The sequence below is a fragment of the Spirosoma soli genome, assembly GCF_042684525.1.
In the GTDB taxonomy this organism is placed as follows: domain Bacteria; phylum Bacteroidota; class Bacteroidia; order Cytophagales; family Spirosomataceae; genus Spirosoma; species Spirosoma soli.
The window spans coordinates 294,064-310,291 of the sequence record NZ_JBHULN010000005.1 but is presented as its reverse complement, the minus strand read 5'-3'; the positions used below and the strand labels follow the sequence as shown (position 1 = coordinate 310,291).

At 50.1% G+C, this 16,228-nt stretch carries 14 protein-coding genes; 7 read left to right on the top strand and 7 right to left on the bottom strand.

Annotated features, from left to right (window positions below):
• Positions 1-51 precede the first annotated feature (51 nt).
• From ACFSUS_RS10825 to ACFSUS_RS10810, 4 genes are all read right to left on the bottom strand, one after another.
• The gene (locus ACFSUS_RS10825; protein ID WP_381522375.1) at positions 52-921 is read right to left on the bottom strand and encodes a DUF4249 domain-containing protein; all 870 of its coding nucleotides are present in this window, start codon (positions 919-921) and stop codon (positions 52-54) included.
• 3 nt (positions 922-924) lie between these two features.
• A complete protein-coding gene (locus ACFSUS_RS10820) occupies positions 925-3,600 on the bottom strand; it encodes a TonB-dependent receptor (RefSeq protein WP_381522374.1) in 2,676 nt (891 codons plus the stop codon).
• Between the two features lie 13 nt (positions 3,601-3,613).
• Positions 3,614-4,624 carry a FecR family protein gene (locus ACFSUS_RS10815; protein ID WP_381522373.1) on the bottom strand — a complete coding sequence of 337 codons (1,011 nt, stop codon included), beginning with the start codon at positions 4,622-4,624 and terminating at the stop codon, positions 3,614-3,616.
• Between the two features lie 100 nt (positions 4,625-4,724).
• The gene (locus tag ACFSUS_RS10810) at positions 4,725-5,369 is read right to left on the bottom strand and encodes an RNA polymerase sigma factor (protein ID WP_381522371.1); all 645 of its coding nucleotides are present in this window, start codon (positions 5,367-5,369) and stop codon (positions 4,725-4,727) included.
• 247 nt (positions 5,370-5,616) lie between these two features.
• Between ACFSUS_RS10810 and ACFSUS_RS10805 the strand changes: the two genes are divergently transcribed.
• Positions 5,617-7,035 carry an MATE family efflux transporter gene (locus ACFSUS_RS10805; RefSeq protein ID WP_381522534.1) on the top strand — a complete coding sequence of 473 codons (1,419 nt, stop codon included), beginning with the start codon at positions 5,617-5,619 and terminating at the stop codon, positions 7,033-7,035.
• Between the two features lie 2 nt (positions 7,036-7,037).
• Here ACFSUS_RS10805 and ACFSUS_RS10800 read toward each other — a convergent pair whose 3' ends face one another.
• The 3 genes from ACFSUS_RS10800 to ACFSUS_RS10790 all read right to left on the bottom strand — a co-directional run bounded on the left by ACFSUS_RS10800 (position 7,038) and on the right by ACFSUS_RS10790 (position 10,385).
• Positions 7,038-7,277 (bottom strand): hypothetical protein, encoded by a 240-nt coding sequence (locus tag ACFSUS_RS10800; protein WP_381522370.1) that lies wholly within the window; start codon positions 7,275-7,277, stop codon positions 7,038-7,040.
• 129 nt (positions 7,278-7,406) lie between these two features.
• Positions 7,407-9,497 carry a carboxy terminal-processing peptidase gene (locus ACFSUS_RS10795; protein WP_381522368.1) on the bottom strand — a complete coding sequence of 697 codons (2,091 nt, stop codon included), beginning with the start codon at positions 9,495-9,497 and terminating at the stop codon, positions 7,407-7,409.
• Positions 9,498-9,611: 114 nt separating this feature from the next.
• A complete protein-coding gene (locus ACFSUS_RS10790) occupies positions 9,612-10,385 on the bottom strand; it encodes an FKBP-type peptidyl-prolyl cis-trans isomerase (RefSeq protein ID WP_381522366.1) in 774 nt (257 codons plus the stop codon).
• A gap of 351 nt (positions 10,386-10,736) precedes the next feature.
• Here ACFSUS_RS10790 and atpA point away from each other — a divergent pair, with 351 nt between their 5' ends.
• The 6 genes from atpA to ACFSUS_RS10760 all read left to right on the top strand — a co-directional run bounded on the left by atpA (position 10,737) and on the right by ACFSUS_RS10760 (position 16,175).
• Positions 10,737-12,311, top strand: a complete 1,575-nt coding sequence (atpA, locus tag ACFSUS_RS10785) for a F0F1 ATP synthase subunit alpha (protein WP_381522364.1) — start codon at positions 10,737-10,739, stop codon at positions 12,309-12,311.
• Positions 12,312-12,400: 89 nt separating this feature from the next.
• The gene (atpG, locus tag ACFSUS_RS10780) at positions 12,401-13,291 is read left to right on the top strand and encodes an ATP synthase F1 subunit gamma (RefSeq protein ID WP_381522362.1); all 891 of its coding nucleotides are present in this window, start codon (positions 12,401-12,403) and stop codon (positions 13,289-13,291) included.
• A gap of 196 nt (positions 13,292-13,487) precedes the next feature.
• Positions 13,488-14,354, top strand: coding sequence for an STAS domain-containing protein (locus ACFSUS_RS10775; RefSeq protein WP_381522361.1), 867 nt, complete (start codon positions 13,488-13,490; stop codon positions 14,352-14,354).
• 10 nt (positions 14,355-14,364) lie between these two features.
• Positions 14,365-14,763, top strand: coding sequence for an STAS domain-containing protein (locus ACFSUS_RS10770; protein WP_381522359.1), 399 nt, complete (start codon positions 14,365-14,367; stop codon positions 14,761-14,763).
• Complete coding sequence (locus tag ACFSUS_RS10765; protein ID WP_381522358.1) at positions 14,741-15,169, top strand: anti-sigma regulatory factor; 429 nt, start codon at positions 14,741-14,743, stop codon at positions 15,167-15,169. The genes ACFSUS_RS10770 and ACFSUS_RS10765 overlap by 23 nt, the downstream gene beginning before the upstream one ends.
• A complete protein-coding gene (locus ACFSUS_RS10760) occupies positions 15,162-16,175 on the top strand; it encodes a SpoIIE family protein phosphatase (protein ID WP_381522357.1) in 1,014 nt (337 codons plus the stop codon). Before ACFSUS_RS10765 ends, ACFSUS_RS10760 begins: the two co-directional genes overlap by 8 nt.
• The last annotated feature ends 53 nt before the right edge of the window (positions 16,176-16,228 follow it).

Here is a 16,228-nt window from a genome sequence, read left to right as displayed (position 1 = left end):
GGAAGCTAGGAGAAAAACGCTACGGCTGTTTAAGAAGCCTTAATTTCTCTCTTATCGAACGACAACATACGTGGCGTTGTAAGCGGCAAAGACACCATAGCCTCCGTCGATGTTAGAGAATAAACCAGTCGTTTCGGCTAGTGAGTTATTGGGCGTACTGAGCTGTTCACGCAGCGTGGTATGGTAGCGGTAATAATTTACATCCGTGTTGAAAAGACCGATGTGTGCGGCTTTTGTCCGAATTTGAGCCGGAGCCGGAGCAAGTAGTGTGTGCGTACCCGTTACCGATCGGAGGCTAGGCCCAACGTTGTCTTCGCGATCGACGAAAAAAGACGGCTGGCTAATGCGCGTTTCGTCCGGTTGCCCAGGCTTATTATCGCGTATGGTTTGGGTGAATTGGCCCCAGCCCCGGTAGTAATTCAGGCCACCCGGCGAATTCCAATAAATAGTAGTCGTGTACAGTACAAACTGGTTACTGCCGGTAATTGCCACAGTTGAGTCAACTTGTACCCGCTGAATTTGAACCGGCACCGGTACCGTAGCCTGAGCGGTCACCCGACGGTTTTCGTCCATCAAAACGGTAAGACGATACGTCCGGCCTGCCCGAATGGCCAATTTACCAGCCGGATTAGCCCGGTAATAACCCACCGCACTATCGTAGGGTAGCGTAACGCTCTGCTCTTCGTCGCTGATCGTAACAGTCGCTGTTTTAATGAGGAGAGCAGGGCTGGCCGCTGCAATAACTTTGGGTTCGGACATGGCCACTTTAGCGGACAGGATGGTGTCTTGCGGTGATATAAAGCAAACAACGTATAGCTTCGAGTCACGGTCGGAGGACAGCCGGGCCCGGTCAATTTCATCCGTTGTTTTTAAGCAGCCGACCATACTTACGGTCAGTATGACGAGTATCCACCACCGCATTGGTTAAAATCGTAAGGTATAACTAATGGATGGGATAAAAGTAAACAGAGACACCCGTTTAAGCACTAACTGATTGCTGGCATCCAGATGCAGATCGTAGTAAAAAGGATTACGTCGGCCATAAGCGTTGACCACTGTTGCTTCAAGCGTGTGTGAGAGTCGCCGGGCCACGAACGTTTTTTGGAGGCTAAGATCAAGCCGGTGAGTCGGCTCCGCCCGAAATTTATTGTACGAATCCCGCACTTGTACCAGAGGGCCTTCCGACCCAAAGAGCGACTCGCCCGACGTTGCTGGCGGCCCGGTTTTACCTAAACCCAGATGCCCAAAGCTGGGTACGCCCGACACGGGTAACGACTGCGGATTTCCGGAGCTGTATGACCACGATGCCGACAGTTTTAGGGTTGGGGTGAACTCGTAAGCTCCTACCCACGACAACGTATGTCTACGGTCAAAAGACGGGTAAAACGGTTGTCCATTGTTGAGCTCCTCAAAAACTTGCCGCGTTATAGCCCAGGTATACGCTATCCAACCGGAGAGCCGACCGGTTTTACGCTGGATCATCACCTCCACGCCCGATGCGTGGCCGTGACCACTCGTCACATTTTGTTCCCACCGGATACCTTCGGCTCCCTTTGCGTTCGTTACGTCAATAAAATCGGCGTAGGGGTGATAGCCGACAATGTGCCGCATCCATTTTTGGTAGGCTTCTATGGTCAGTTGCCACTTCGGCGTCAGGTCGTGAACGAGGCCCAGCACCGCCTGGCGCGACTGCTGGGGTTTCACCTGAGGGGTAGCCGGGACCCAAAGGTCAGTGGGTAAGCCTTCGCCGGTGTTCGTTAGCTGATGAACAAACTGGTTCATGTGGGCGTAGGACGCACGTAACGCCGTGGTTTCGTTGAGCTTCGCAGCCATTGACACCCGCGGCTCTACTCGTGTATATGACTGGTCCTGAATACGGTACAGCGTAGCCCGGCCGCCGATGGTAGCTTTGATCCGTTTGCTTATGTCCCAACTGTCTTCGGCGTAGACTGAGGTTTCAACGGATTGAGTCGTTTCGTGATGAGCCCGGTGGATCAAGGCTTCAGAATTAATCACTTCATAGCCGTTGAGCCGAAACGAACGTTGGGTTACGGCCAGGCCTGCGTGTACCTGATGCGCCAGGTTCGGAAAATAATCGAGATCGTACTTGACGGTGTAATCCGTTAGGTTGTTAAAATACCGCCAGGTGTTTTGGGCCACTGTCGGGTCCGACGAATCATACGGAATATATTTCGTGTGCGTCGTGAAGTTGTACCGGCTGTAAATGAGTGATAGATTGGAAAATAGTCGCTCGCTGAAGAGGTGATTCCACCGGAGGGTGCTGGTTGCGTTTCCCCACTGTATAACATTCTCCCACCGGCGGTTACGATCCAGGCTATCGCCACCCCCAAAAAAATCACGACCGAAATAGCCACTCAGGTACAATTGATCACGACGGCCTAACTCGATATTTACTTTGGCGTTTAGATCGTAGAAATTGGCCTTCCAGTTCGTGCCGGTGTAATTAGTCGCTAAACCAGCTACGAAGCCACCGAGTAATGAACTGAAGTTTGTGTGCCGGGCCGTAATCAGAAACGACGCTTTATTACGAATAATAGGGCCTTCGAGCAGCAAACGCGATGCGATTAAACCCGTGCCGACTTCGCCGTGAACGCTTTCTTTATTTCCCTCGCGCATGTTCATGTCAACTACCGATGACAATCTTCCTCCATACCGCGCCGAGAAGCCTCCTTTTTGCAGCCGTACACTTTTAAGCGCATCAACGTTGAAGGCCGAAACAAACCCGAATAAGTGATTGGCATTGTACACGGGTGCTTCATCCAGAATGAGCAGATTCTGATCGGTGCCTCCCCCGCGTACGTGCAACCCCACTTGACCGTCAGTCTCTTTCTGAACACCCGGAATAAATTGGAGTGTCTTAAGTACGTCTTTCTCGCCTGCTATCATGGGGGCACTCTCGACCAGGGGCATGGGTAACGTATGCTGGCTCGTTTGCGGGCTCGATCCGGCACGTTCGGTGGCGTCGGAGGTGAGCACAACCTCGTCGAGAAGGTCATTGTTGATCAGTTCTACGTTTAAGGTCAGGTCGCGATCCAGCCGGATGCGCCGGTAAACGCGCTGGTAGCCCACCAGAGAAATGATCAGCTCCACATTGTCGCTTTCTGGCAGTGAGAGCGCGTAGAAGCCGTAATTATTGGTCATCGTTCCTGACTTTCCGGCTACAAATACGGTGGCTCCAACGAGCCGTTCGCCACTGTTATGCTCTTTGACAAACCCGTTAATGGTGAAGCGTCGGCTGGGGGGAGGGGTTGGTGAGCCAGGCCTTATTCGCTCGTTTTCTGGCTCAATCAGGTAACAATCGCTGACCTTGCGGAATGACAAGTTAGTACCCGCCAGGAGTTGGGTCAGCAGTGGTTCCGTATCGGCTTTCCAGTTGAGGGGTGCCCGTATCGTCTGCCCGTCAATCACCTGCGGATCATACAGGAAATACACACCCCTCATTTGATTAAGCTTCTTTAACCCGTCGCGTAATGACATGGGTGTTTGCCCGAAAGCGACAACGCCAACTGTAAGCAGATAACTTATCAAATACGTACTGAACGACGCCCGCTTGGTCAGGGCGGACCCTATAAACTGCATGCTCGACTACCAGTTATTGACGACTTAGAACAAAGACATTATCCTTTTGGCGAATGTTAAGTTGCGCTAGTTCTGCCAGCGCATTCAGAACCGTTTCTGGTTCATTAATTGGTAAAATGCCTGTTACCGTACGATTTTTCAGATCGACGCCCTCAACCTGCACCTTAACTCCAAACTGTTCTTCTACCGTGCGAATGGCTTCGCTCAGGCTCGTATTCTCGAACACCAACTGATTCCGGAGCCAGGCATTATATTGATCAGCGCGGACGGTACGTGGTTTTGTTGGCTGAACTGTGTCGCTTGTTTCAATCAGTTGCCCTGGTTGCAGTATGACATCCGCCCGTTTATCGTGAAAATCTACCTGAACCCGCCCCGTGTTTAGTACGACACGATGCAGGGCTGGGCGGTCATATACACTAAACTCAGTGCCCAGCACCTGAACGTCGAAAGCCCCATTGGTCCTGACCCGAAAAGGGGCGTGGGTGGTTAGATGCCGAACGGAGAAATAGCCCTCGCCTTCTAACTCAACCGACCGACCATCCTCCGAAAAGGCGTTACGTCGATGCCTGAGTACAGAATGGCTGTTCAGGGTCACCGTAGAGCCATCGGGCAATTGAATGCTTTGCCGCTGGTTGTAGGCAGTTTTATAGGTCACATACTGGTTGTTCCAGTACTGATAGCCTAACCAGCTCAGCGTACTCACTACCAGAACAGAAGCCGCCACGGCCCACCACTGGAAGGTAACCCGCGACCGTCTGGGAACGGGCATGGGTATGACCTGAGCCGGTTGATTCTGATTATGAATCAGCGTTTCCAGTTCCTGCAAGGATTCATCCAGGCGCGGTTTTTGGCCACTTAGTACGTTGTGAAGCCGTTTGGCTTTCTCAAAAGCCACCAGGTTAGGTGGTTTTCCTGACTGCCACGTTTCCCAAAAGGCTACGGCTGCCGGATCGCTTCCCCGACAATACGCGAGGAATTGGTCGTCCATCAGGAAGTCGTCAACCGTGTAGTTTTCGTGATTCATTCGTTACGGTCATCATAAGTTGCACATGTGTTGAGGTTGTTGATGAAGTGCTACTCCATAGTGCAGCAGCTGGGCAAAACCTCACAAGGAAAAATAGTATTTATAAATCGGATAGTGATTCCACCTGAAGTACAAAGGGAAACAGCAGTGGCCACCACGTCAGGAGATTGAAATAATCTTCCTGACCAAGTGTTTGCCGTAAGGTTTTCAGGGCCGACGAAATTGTGTTGTACACGGTGTTGACGTTCATGCCCGTTGCCTGACAGATGGCCTCGTTTGAGAGACCGCGAAAAAAGCGCATCTCAATTAGTTCTTTCTGACGGGGCGTTAGCTGGGCCAATGCTGCCTGCAGCCGTTGCCGAATGTGGTCTTCCTGCTGCGCTTGAATCACTACCTCTTCGTACGACCGCTGGCTCACTAATTCGTTGTCGTTTAATTCACTGAATCGGCTGCTATGTTCATACTCGCGGAGGAGTTTCCGGCGCAGGTATGTGATCAGGTACGAGCGTACATTGTCGACGGCAGGCAAAGCCTCCCCACGCTCCCAAATTTCCAGGAAAATCTGATTGATAGCATCTTTAGTGGTTGCCCCATCGTGCCCGAACAACATACCAAAATTGAGCAGATCAGCATAGATGTGCCGGTATAACTCGGTTAGGCTAGTATACTCTTTCCGTCGGACTCCCGCCCACAGTGTCTGTAATCGCTCCGGTGAATGGGTAGGCGGTATAGTTGGTGATACCATAGGACGGTTGAAAACGGGTCGTTGACGAATAATATAGTCTTACCGACAGGCTTCTGGTAGATACTAAGGCGCTCAATTTCAGTGCTTTTCTGTAGGCCGCACAAAGCTAAACGTATAGACGGTTTTATCGCAAAAAAAATTAATTCATCCGGTCTATAGTAGTACCAATAAGCTATTTTGATTTAGACTGAAGTCCCGTAAAACCACTCGAAGCCTTACTTGATAGAAACCGTACCTTTGTGACCTAATTATCTGGTGTATGTTGTTTGCTTACCGCCCGCTGCTACGCGTTTACCGCTCCGAGTTCGTTGATACGCTTCGGCTGAGTATTCCGATTGTGATTGCTCAATTAGGCGTGGTGCTGATGGGCGTGACTGATAATCTTTTCGTCGGACGGCTTTTAGGAGCGGTACCCTTAGGAGCGGCCGGGCTGGCTAACTCCCTGTCATTTCTAATGTCGAGCATTGGTGTGGGTGGCTTGTCGGTTGTAGCGGCTTTGGTATCCAAAGCGCATAGTCAGAACGATGCTGCGGCTGTAAACCGACTATTTCGGGCGGGTTTACGCGTTGGTGTGTTGCTAAGCCTGCTGCTGGGTGGGTTGTCGGTACTACTGGCGTATAACTTCGACTTGTTTGGGCAGACTCCTGAGGTGACTCGGTTGTCCCGCGATTTTATGCTCATACTGAGTGCTTCGTTGCTACCACTCTTGGTATTCGTGGCGGCCCGGCAACTCTGCGACGGACTGCGCTACCCACGGGTGGCTATGGTCATTACGTTGTCGGCGCTCGCCATAAACGCCTTATTTAACTATGTACTTATTACCGGGATTGGTCCATTTCCTGAACTAGGGTTGATGGGATCAGCCATGGCTACGCTCCTATCGAGGCTGTTCATGGCCGGAGCCATGTTGTTGTATATTTATCGAGCAAACCGTTTTGCCCCTTTTCTGACATCAGCTTTTGCCTCGTTGCCTTGCGCTGACGAAGCCTGGACCATTCTTCGGCTGGGTATACCAGGAGGCTTGACGTTCTTTTTTGAAGTCGCTACGTTCTCGCTGGCCGTGGTTATTGTGGGTTGGTTGGGCGAAGACCGTTTGGCTGCTCACCAGATTGCGATCAATATGGCGTCGGTCACCTACATGATGGCAACAGGTATATCGTCGGCGGCTGCCATTCGGGTTGGAAGCGCTGTTGGTCGAGCCAGCCGGGAAGGAATTCTTCGGGCAGGTATAGCGGCCTTTGGATTATCCGTTGGGTTTATGAGCGTAACGGCTCTACTATTCTTAACCGCTAACGATTGGCTGGTCACGCTGTACATCCGCGACAACCCTGAGGTAATGCGCATTGCAGCCGCCCTGGTTATTATGGCCGGTTTTTTCCAACTCTCCGATGGTATTCAGGTTGTGGCTTTGGGTGGGTTGCGTGGCCTGTCGGATGTGAATGTGCCAACGCTGATCACTTTGTTTTCGTACTGGGGAGTAGCCTTGCCATTGAGTTACGTGTTGGCATTTCCGTTTAAGATGGATGCTGTAGGCGTTTGGATTGGTTTACTGGCAGGACTTACGCTGGCGGCTATTTTACTCACGTGGCGATTCTTTCGGCGGGTACGTCGCGTAGATTTAGCCATGACTGTGCCGTCTGATAATACCGTTCCAATCGTTCATTAATATTACCGCATTCTGGCTAGCATCTCATCCCGTGTCGGCCGCTCCGTAGCCAGATCGTAGCCGATGCCTGCGCGGTCGAGGTGATCCATGAAGGTATGGTAATCATCTTTGTTGACCGAAAACACGTACCAGTTTTCGTACGGCTCATTGAATAATTCTACTTCGGTTAGTAAAGCTCGTTTCTGGAGAGCCTGGTATTGTCCCGTGTCGAGTGTGTTTTGCTTGATTAGAAAATACCACATGCCGGAAATCGGTAATTAGGTTACGCTTGTTGGATAGTATATAAAACGAAAACCCCGCGCAACAGTTTGCAGCGCGGGGTTTTCTATGAGCACAGTCAAAAGCCATTGGCGGCTTAGCCTGTATCTATGTTATTTATTGACTGCTAAAATGTAGTCAGCCAGCACCATACCTGCTTCATTCAGATACAGGTCTTTCTTCTTTTTCGGTGCATTCGGCGACGGCGTTCCGGTTTCGTCAACTGGCGACGTTATCTGCGATACCTTGTTGGCGGCCGCTCGTTTCCGCTCAGCTTCTTCCCGCTCTTTCCGGCGCTTCGACTCCTGCAACGACACCACCTTATTCTCTTTCGCCTTTTTAAAATCAGCCAGATCCTGCGCCAGTTGCTTCAGTTCCGGATCAGACTTGAGCCGCTGATCGAAACGGTCACGTAGGCGGCTTAGAACCTTATCGTCGATACCGTGCGATACGTCATACCGAGTCGAGTTGATTTGGTCCCAGGGTAGCGCGCTAGCTTGTGAGCTTTCGCCATATTCCTCCGCTGAGAAAGCCTCAGGTAGCTGAATGTCGGGCGTTACGCCTTTGTGCTGAGTGCTGCTACCGTTAATGCGGTAGAATTTCTGGATCGTCATCTTAACCTGACCAACCTTCTCAGGTTCTTTCGGTAGCCACTGGTTAAGGTCAATCAGCGTCTGTACGGTACCTTTACCAAAGGTTTGCCCGCCAATGATGATACCACGCTTGTAGTCCTGAATGGCAGCCGCGAAAATTTCTGATGCTGATGCGCTGAATCGGTTGACCAGCACAGCCATTGGGCCATCGTAGGTTACCGACGGGTCGGGGTCAGTGTAAACTTCCGTTTCACCCGTCGACTCACGAACCTGCACGACTGGTCCTTTGGGAATGAACAGGCCCGTTAAGTTGATGGCTTCTGTCAATGAACCACCGCCGTTGTCGCGCAGGTCAATCACAATACCATCTACTTTTTCGCCTTTTAGCTCTTCCACAAACTTTTTCACATCGCTGGTGGTGCTGCTGAAACCTTCTTCCCGTTTGCGAGCACCTTCAAAATCGCGATAGAACATTGGCACGTTGATCACGCCAATTTTGAATGGCTTGCCATTGTCAGTGATTTCAATCACTTCTTTCTTGGCCCGCTGCTCTTCAAGCTTAATCTTTTCACGAACCAAACGAATCTCTTTCGGCGGAGCCCCAGCAATGGCGTCAGGTGAAACAACTTGCAAGCGCACAACCGTACCTTTGGGCCCTTTGATGAGTTTAACAACCTCATCTACCTGCCAATTCATGGTGTTCACCATCTGGCCATTGTCACCCTGGGCTACGCCCGCAATCTTGTCGTTTACTTTAAGCAGATTACTCTTAAAGGCCGGACCACCCGGTAGTACGTTTGTGATTTTAATGTAGTCACCATCTTCCTGCAACATGGCGCCAATACCCTCCAGCGACTGGCTCATTTCCTGATTGAAACGATCAGCGTTTGTAGGAGAAAGGTAGTTTGTATGCGGGTCAAGGGCCTCGGCAAACGAGTTCATGTAGAACTGGAATACATCGGCACTTTTGATCCGGTTATACGCCTTATCTAAGTTGTTGTAACGCTGGGTCATTAAGGCCGCTACGGCGCTGTCGCTCCGGCTGCTGAGCTTCAACTCAAGCGCCTGATTTTTCAGGATCTTGCGCCACAGGTCATTCTGTTCCTCTACCGATTTAGGCCAGGCCGCTTTCTCACGGTCCATATTCAGGCTTTCATCAGTGGTGAAGACGAAAGGTTTCTTAAGTTGATCTTTAATAAACTGGCTCCGTTCCTGTTGGCGTTTACGGAACACGTTATACAGATCATAAGCTGCTGTTAGGTCGCCATTGACCAGGGCATCATCAATCTGGTAGCGGTATTTCTCAAAAGCGGCAACATCTGAGGCCAGTAAGTAGGTCTTATTGTTGTCAACTTCTTTCAAATAATTGTCCCAAACAACTGACGATAGTGAGTCGTTAAGGCGCACCTTCCGATAATGGTAAGTCGTCAACAGTTTGGCTACTAAGGTTTCCACTTTCTCCTGCGAAACAGACGGCTTCAGGTCGTCAATCGTAGAGGACGGTGGTAGGGCGCTAAGGGCCGCTTTATCTAAAGCAGACGCCCCAGAAGGCGAGTCCGGCTGAAAGCTTAACATCAGCACGGGCACAAGGGTCACCAGATACTTCTTCATCTATATTACCCAGGTTTATGGCGAAAGAACGGTCCGCCGTAGCGGTGAATGAAAGAGCGAATTATTACTAACCAACAGGTACTTCACTCTTTCATTCATTCGCTCTTTCACTCTTTATTGTTTAACAATATCAAGCAACTCAACGTCAAACACCAGCGTTGAGCCGGGTTTGATTTCTTGTCCAGCTCCACGATCGCCATAAGCGAGTTCGGCCGGTATGTATAATTTCCATTTAGAACCGACTGGCATTAGTTGAAGCGCTTCTGTCCAGCCTTTAATCACTTCAGTAACCCCGAACTCGGCTGGTTGCCCGCGTTCTACAGAGCTGTCGAACACTTTACCATCCAGGAGTTTGCCGGTGTAATGTACCTTAACTCGATCTGTGGCCGTTGGTTTAGCGCCAGTGCCTTCTTTTTCAACCGAATATTGTAAGCCACTGGCCGTTGTCGTTACGCCCGGCTTCGTTTTATTCTCTGCCAGGAACGCATCGCCCACTTTTTTGTTTTCTGCAGATAGCTTCTGATTCTCAGCACTGCGGGCTGCCGTTCGCTTCTGCATAAAACTAGACATAACCTGGCTGGCCTGCTCTAATGACAACGGACCCTGTTGGCCTTTCATCGCGTCCTCTAATCCTTTAGCAAGCAATGCACTGTTGACACTCGTTATGCCTTGTTGCTGCATATTCTGAGCCATGAACAAGCCGATGCTATAACTAATAGAGTCTTGAGAAGAGGCTAAGGTTGCACCAGTGGCGGGTTTAACTTTAGTCGTAGCCTTGGCACCCGAAGCTGGTTTAGTAACAGCCGGTTTTTTAACTTGGGCGGTAGCCGAACCAGCGATAAAAAAAGCCGACATCATACTAGCCAGCATCCATTGATTAAACTTCATGCGAACGAAACAAGGTGATTGTAAAAGGTAACTGATCTAGTAGTAAAACGTGAACTAGTAGCAGAAAAGTTTGGTAAATACTGCTTTTAATGAAATTTCAACTTCCTGTGATCAGAAGAGATGAATGATAAAAGTAGTTGTTTCTTCTGGGTTTTACCAATGCGCCTGCTGGAAAATAACCCGAATCTTGACAAACGGTCTGACTAAGCTGTCAACGGTTTAAATGAGCCGTGGCACTGTATCGGAAAAGTCTAACATTCAGCCCATAATTCTAGCCATAAACAAGTTTTTATCGAATTTTAATCGTACCTTTGCGGCCTAAAATCAATCGTTCATTTTCATTATACACATATGGAATCCGTAAGACCCGACGAGATATCAGCCATTCTGCGCCAGCAACTGGCGGGAACTCAAACCGAGGCTGAACTCGAAGAAGTCGGTACGGTGCTGCAAATCGGCGACGGCGTAGCGCGTATCTACGGCCTCTCGAAAGTGCAGGCCGGCGAGTTGCTGTCGTTCGACAATGGGCTTCAGGCGATGGCTCTGAACCTGGAAGAAGATAACGTCGGAGCAGTATTGCTCGGCGACTATTCGGACGTCAAAGAAGGAGACACGGTTAAGCGTACCGATCAGATTGCTTACGTAAATGTAGGTGATGGTATCTTAGGTCGCGTTGTAAACACCCTTGGCCAGCCGATCGACGGCATGGGGCCCATCCAGGGTGAATTATTTCAGATGCCACTGGAGCGTAAAGCACCGGGCGTAATTTTCCGTCAGCCAGTAAACGAACCACTCCAAACGGGTATCAAAGCGATCGACGCCATGATTCCTATTGGACGGGGGCAACGGGAGTTGATCATTGGTGACCGTCAGACGGGTAAAACCGCCGTGGCGATAGACACCATTATCAACCAGAAAGAATTTTTCGACAAAGGTCAGCCCGTGTTCTGTATCTACGTAGCCTGCGGTCAGAAAGCATCGACCGTGAAACAGGTAGAAGCTACGTTGCGCAAGGCGGGTGCCATGGACTACACCGTAATCGTATCGGCTAACGCGTCGGACCCATCGCCGATGCAGTTCTTTGCGCCATTTACGGGGGCTGCCATCGGTGAATACTTCCGCGATACAGGTCGTCCTGCGCTGGTCGTATATGACGATTTGTCGAAGCAGGCGGTGGCTTACCGCGAGGTGTCGCTGCTGCTGCGTCGCCCACCAGGACGCGAAGCATATCCTGGTGACGTGTTCTACCTGCACAGCCGCTTGCTGGAGCGGGCCGCGAAGATCAACGCCAACGACGACATCGCTAAAAATATGAATGACCTGCCACCATCGCTGCAAGGCAAGGTGAAAGGTGGTGGTTCGCTGACGGCGCTGCCAATCATCGAAACACAGGCTGGTGACGTATCGGCTTACATCCCAACGAACGTAATCTCGATTACAGACGGACAGATCTTCCTGGAGTCGAACCTGTTTAACTCGGGTATCCGGCCAGCCATCAACGTAGGTATCTCGGTATCGCGCGTGGGTGGTAACGCGCAGATCAAATCGATGAAGAAAGTGGCTGGTACGCTGAAACTGGACCAGGCCCAGTTCCGCGAGCTGGAAGCCTTCGCCAAATTCGGTTCGGATCTTGACGCATCGACTAAATTGACGATCGAACGGGGCCGCCGGAACCAGGAGATGCTGAAACAGCCGCAGTATGCGCCGGTACCTGTAGAGCAGCAAGTCGCTATCATCTACGCTTCGACCAATGGTTTGCTGGACAAAGTGCCAGTTAACAAAGTGAAGGCGTTTGAGAGTGAGTTCGCCATGGTGCTTAATGCGCAATATCCAAACGTACTGAGTGATCTCCGCGCTGGTAAGCTCTCGGATGAAGCTACGGCGACTCTTAAGAAAGTAGCAGCTGATTTATCGGCTAATTATTAGTAATGGTTGTAAGTGAGCAAGTTGTAAGTTATTAAGTGAATTCACTCAGCACTTATTACTTGCTCACTTAGTAGCTTACTCACTGAAACATGGCATCTCTAAAAGAAGTACGCGCCCGCATTGCATCGATTAATTCAACCCAGCAGATCACCAAAGCCATGAAAATGGTGGCGGCTGCTAAGTTGCGCCGGGCTCAGGACAACATTACGCAACTACGGCCCTATGCCAAGAAGTTGAGCCAAATGCTTGGCACAGTCTCGGCGGGTGCTGAAACTGCGTCAGAAAGTCCTTACAAGCAGGCGCGGCCTGTGGAGCGGGTACTGTTAATCGTCGTTACGTCGGATCGTGGACTGTGCGGTGCATTCAACACGAATGCCGTGAAAGGAGCTCTGGCATTAATGGATGAGAAATACGCAGCCCAGGCCCGTTCGGGTAATGTTGAAATTATGGCCATCGGTAAGAAGGGCGCAGAAGCGTTTCAACGCCGTGGCTTTAAAGTGAACACCACACACGTTGACATCTTTAGCTCGCTGAATTTTGCAACTGTACGGCAAGCGGCCGAAGAGGTTATGAATGGTTTTGCGACGGGGCGTTACGATGTAGTTGAAGTAATCTACAACGAGTTCCGTAATGCAGCGGTGCAAATTGTTCGGACTGAGCAGATGCTACCGATTGTTGCCACGGAAGCTCCGGCTGGTGCTTCGGTTGCTTCAGCGATCAACTATACGTTCGAACCATCCGAAGAAGAAATCATTACGGAGCTGATTCCGAAAACGTTGAAGATACAGCTTTACAAAGCAGTGTTGGATTCAAATGCGTCGGAGCACGGAGCACGAATGACAGCAATGGATAAAGCCACTGAAAACGCGGGTGAGCTTTTGAAAGAGTTACGGTTGGTATATAACCGAACCCGTCAGGCGGCTATTACGACCGAAATTCTTGAAATTGTGGGTGGTGCCGAAGCACTGGCCAGCGCCTAAGATTTTGTTTTATTCTACTGGTCGAAAACCACCCTTGTTTGCAGGGGTGGTTTCTTGTTTATGTAGGAGTGAACACGCGAGTTGAAGACGCTGGAGAATGAAGTCTGTTCGACGGACAAATGATTAAGTATTAATCTCTGAGGGCCGTCTGATTAATAAACCTTTTAGTATATTTGGTAGGTTATAATCTATACTTATGAATGATTCGATTATCGGTATACTTCGCCAGAGGAAGAAACAAATCCTAACCTTGTGGATGAAGAACCAGTTAGCCGACGAGGGACTGCGGGATGACCTCATGAATAATGATGACTTACGAGCGCAGTCGGAAGAGCTTTTGAGTACACTGGTAGAAGAGATCGCTACTAAAAACCTCTCCCGCCTGGACTCTTCAAGCTCAAGTCCACTTTATGAATTATTGTCAAGTATTTCAATCTCCCGGGCCCGTCAGGGGTTTACACCGCGCGAAACAGGTACTTACATATTTAGCTTGAAAGATGCTCTGATCGAAATTCTTCAGCACGAGCGTGCTGATAATCCACAACAATTACTCGACGAAATCCTTAAAATTAGTAAGCTTATTGATAGTCTGGGCGTTGTTACGTTCGAGACATTTATTCAGGGACGAGAGGAAGTGATAAGGCGGCAAACGAACGAAATGACCGAGATTTCGACGCCAGTTGTGCAGGTCTGGGATGGAGTTTTGACCATGCCTTTGATCGGAACACTGGACAGCTCGCGGGCACTGATTGTCATGGAGAATCTGCTTCAGGAGATCGTTCGTACCGGCAGCGGTATCGCCATTCTAGACATTTCGGGTGTTCCCACGGTAGATTCCATGGTAGCGCAGCACCTGATTAAGACCGTAAATGCTACCCGTTTGATGGGAGCGGAGTGCATTATCAGTGGTATCCGCCCTGAGATTGCGCAGACCATCGTGCATTTAGGAATAGATCTGTCTCATGTAGTTACGAAAGCCACAATGGCTAGCGCCCTCCGTCATGCCTTCGCCACGATGCGCCTGGAAATTCGCAGACCATCATCAACTTCTCTGACTTTATAACGCCGTTACTATGGAGCGTATACCCATTTTGCGGATAGGTCAGTACTTGTTAGTGACAATACAGGTGGATCTCTACGACCGTCTGGCCCTCGACCTGGAGGCCGACCTCATTAGTCAGATAGCTAAGGTCAACGCCAGAGGTGTATTGATCGACATATCAGCTGTTACGATAGTTGATTCGTTTATGGGGCGCGTTCTGAGCAACATTGCCAGCATGGCTCGGATTTTAGATGCAGAAACGGTGGTAGTTGGTATGCAGCCCGCTGTCGCCATTACGTTAGTTGAGCTGGGTTTACCCCTAACCGGAATACAGACAGCACTCAATGTTGAAAAAGGCATAGAACTACTGCGCACCAAAACGGAACCCGCCAGCGGGGCCAGTGATCATGTCGAATTCGACGACGATTGAGGTGCTCGCGACGGAAACGTACATCATTCGGCAGGAGTCCGAAGTCATATCATTTATCAGACAGATTCGTCAGTTAGCCACTCAGGCAGGCCTGAATAGCCTATACCAAACGAAGCTAATCACGGCCGCCAGCGAACTCGCCCGAAATATGTTGAACTATGCAGCGGGGGGAGATTCGCAAATAGAGTATATCCGCCAAGGGGGACGAAAGGGCATACGACTTACCTTTTCCGACAAAGGACCCGGGATCGAAAACATTGATAAAGCAATGATGGATGGCTACTCGACAGGAACCGGAATGGGATTGGGGCTACCTGGGGCCAAGCGATTGGTTAATGAGTTCACGTTAACCAGCGTGGTCGGTGAGGGCACTACGGTAACGATCATTATGTGGACGCATGGATAACACACCCCATCGCTCGTATCCTGTCACAGACGGTAGTTACGTAGGCGTTATCAAACGCACAGTCCAGTTATTAAGCACTCAGTTAGGATTTTCGGCAAAAAAAGTTGGTGAAGTTGATATTATTATAGCCGAACTGACATCTAATTTAGTTAAGTATGCTAGCGATGGTGAGCTACTCGTGCGTCCTATACGTAACGGAACCAATTCTGGGCTTGAACTCATCAGTGTAGACAGTGGTCCGGGTATAAATGACCTTGCTCGTATGATGATGGATGGCGTTTCGACAGGCAGTTCGTTAGGACACGGGCTGGGCGCTATCAAACGATTAGCCGACTTATTTCAAATGTACTCGTTGCCAGGCTGGGGAACAGTTGCCCTTGTACGTGTCTACCAAAAGCCAACAATAGCTCCCATTACGCTTGCGTTGGCCGATGTTCAGTCGGTAGTCGTGCCAAAGTTGGGCGAAACCGCCTGTGGTGATCAGGTGTATTCTCGGCTGACGACTACAGCATTGAAACTGTTTCTGGGGGACGGATTAGGGCACGGTGAACCGGCGCAGTCAGCCGTTCTGCAGGCAATCCGGGTGTTAGAGCAACAGCGTAGTTCTAATCCCGCCGGGTGGTTAGATGCCGTTCACCAATCAGCAATCGGAACACGAGGTTTGGTGGGAACAGCGGCTATTTTTGAGTTTGAAAATCGAAAGTGGAAGCTTTGCGGAGTTGGTAATATCAAAACACAGCTGAGTGGTACCTATCAGCAGAAAAGCTTTATACCTCAGAATGGTATTCTTGGCTACAACCTGCCTCGAACCCTGACCGAGCATGAATTGCCGTACGAACCTGGCCAGTGTATGGTAATGGCATCTGATGGTATTCAGACCCGTTGGAACCCGGCCCGTTACCCAAATATCAGTCGCTACAGCGCTACGGTGCTGGCGGCCGCTATATATAAAGAATTCGCGCGCCGTACTGATGACATGTCAGTAGTAGTCGCTCGAATTTACTGATGTTATGCATGAACTGACAAGGTTGAACCTGGACAATGAAATGGACCTTATTT

Excerpts from the sequence above, each read along its gene's own strand:
- ACFSUS_RS10810 (WP_381522371.1), bottom strand. The coding sequence starts at position 5,369 with ATGGTATCACCAACTATACCGCCTACCCATTCACCGGAGCGATTACAG.
- ACFSUS_RS10800 (WP_381522370.1), bottom strand. The coding sequence starts at position 7,277 with ATGTGGTATTTTCTAATCAAGCAAAACACACTCGACACGGGACAATAC.
- ACFSUS_RS10760 (WP_381522357.1), top strand. The coding sequence starts at position 15,162 with ATGGATAACACACCCCATCGCTCGTATCCTGTCACAGACGGTAGTTAC.
- atpA (WP_381522364.1), top strand. The coding sequence starts at position 10,737 with ATGGAATCCGTAAGACCCGACGAGATATCAGCCATTCTGCGCCAGCAA.
- ACFSUS_RS10795 (WP_381522368.1), bottom strand. The coding sequence starts at position 9,497 with ATGAAGAAGTATCTGGTGACCCTTGTGCCCGTGCTGATGTTAAGCTTT.
- atpG (WP_381522362.1), top strand. The coding sequence starts at position 12,401 with ATGGCATCTCTAAAAGAAGTACGCGCCCGCATTGCATCGATTAATTCA.
- ACFSUS_RS10820 (WP_381522374.1), bottom strand. The coding sequence starts at position 3,600 with ATGCAGTTTATAGGGTCCGCCCTGACCAAGCGGGCGTCGTTCAGTACG.
- ACFSUS_RS10815 (WP_381522373.1), bottom strand. The coding sequence starts at position 4,624 with ATGAATCACGAAAACTACACGGTTGACGACTTCCTGATGGACGACCAA.
- ACFSUS_RS10765 (WP_381522358.1), top strand. The coding sequence starts at position 14,741 with ATGTCGAATTCGACGACGATTGAGGTGCTCGCGACGGAAACGTACATC.
- ACFSUS_RS10790 (WP_381522366.1), bottom strand. The coding sequence starts at position 10,385 with ATGAAGTTTAATCAATGGATGCTGGCTAGTATGATGTCGGCTTTTTTT.
- ACFSUS_RS10775 (WP_381522361.1), top strand. The coding sequence starts at position 13,488 with ATGAATGATTCGATTATCGGTATACTTCGCCAGAGGAAGAAACAAATC.
- ACFSUS_RS10825 (WP_381522375.1), bottom strand. The coding sequence starts at position 921 with ATGCGGTGGTGGATACTCGTCATACTGACCGTAAGTATGGTCGGCTGC.
- ACFSUS_RS10770 (WP_381522359.1), top strand. The coding sequence starts at position 14,365 with ATGGAGCGTATACCCATTTTGCGGATAGGTCAGTACTTGTTAGTGACA.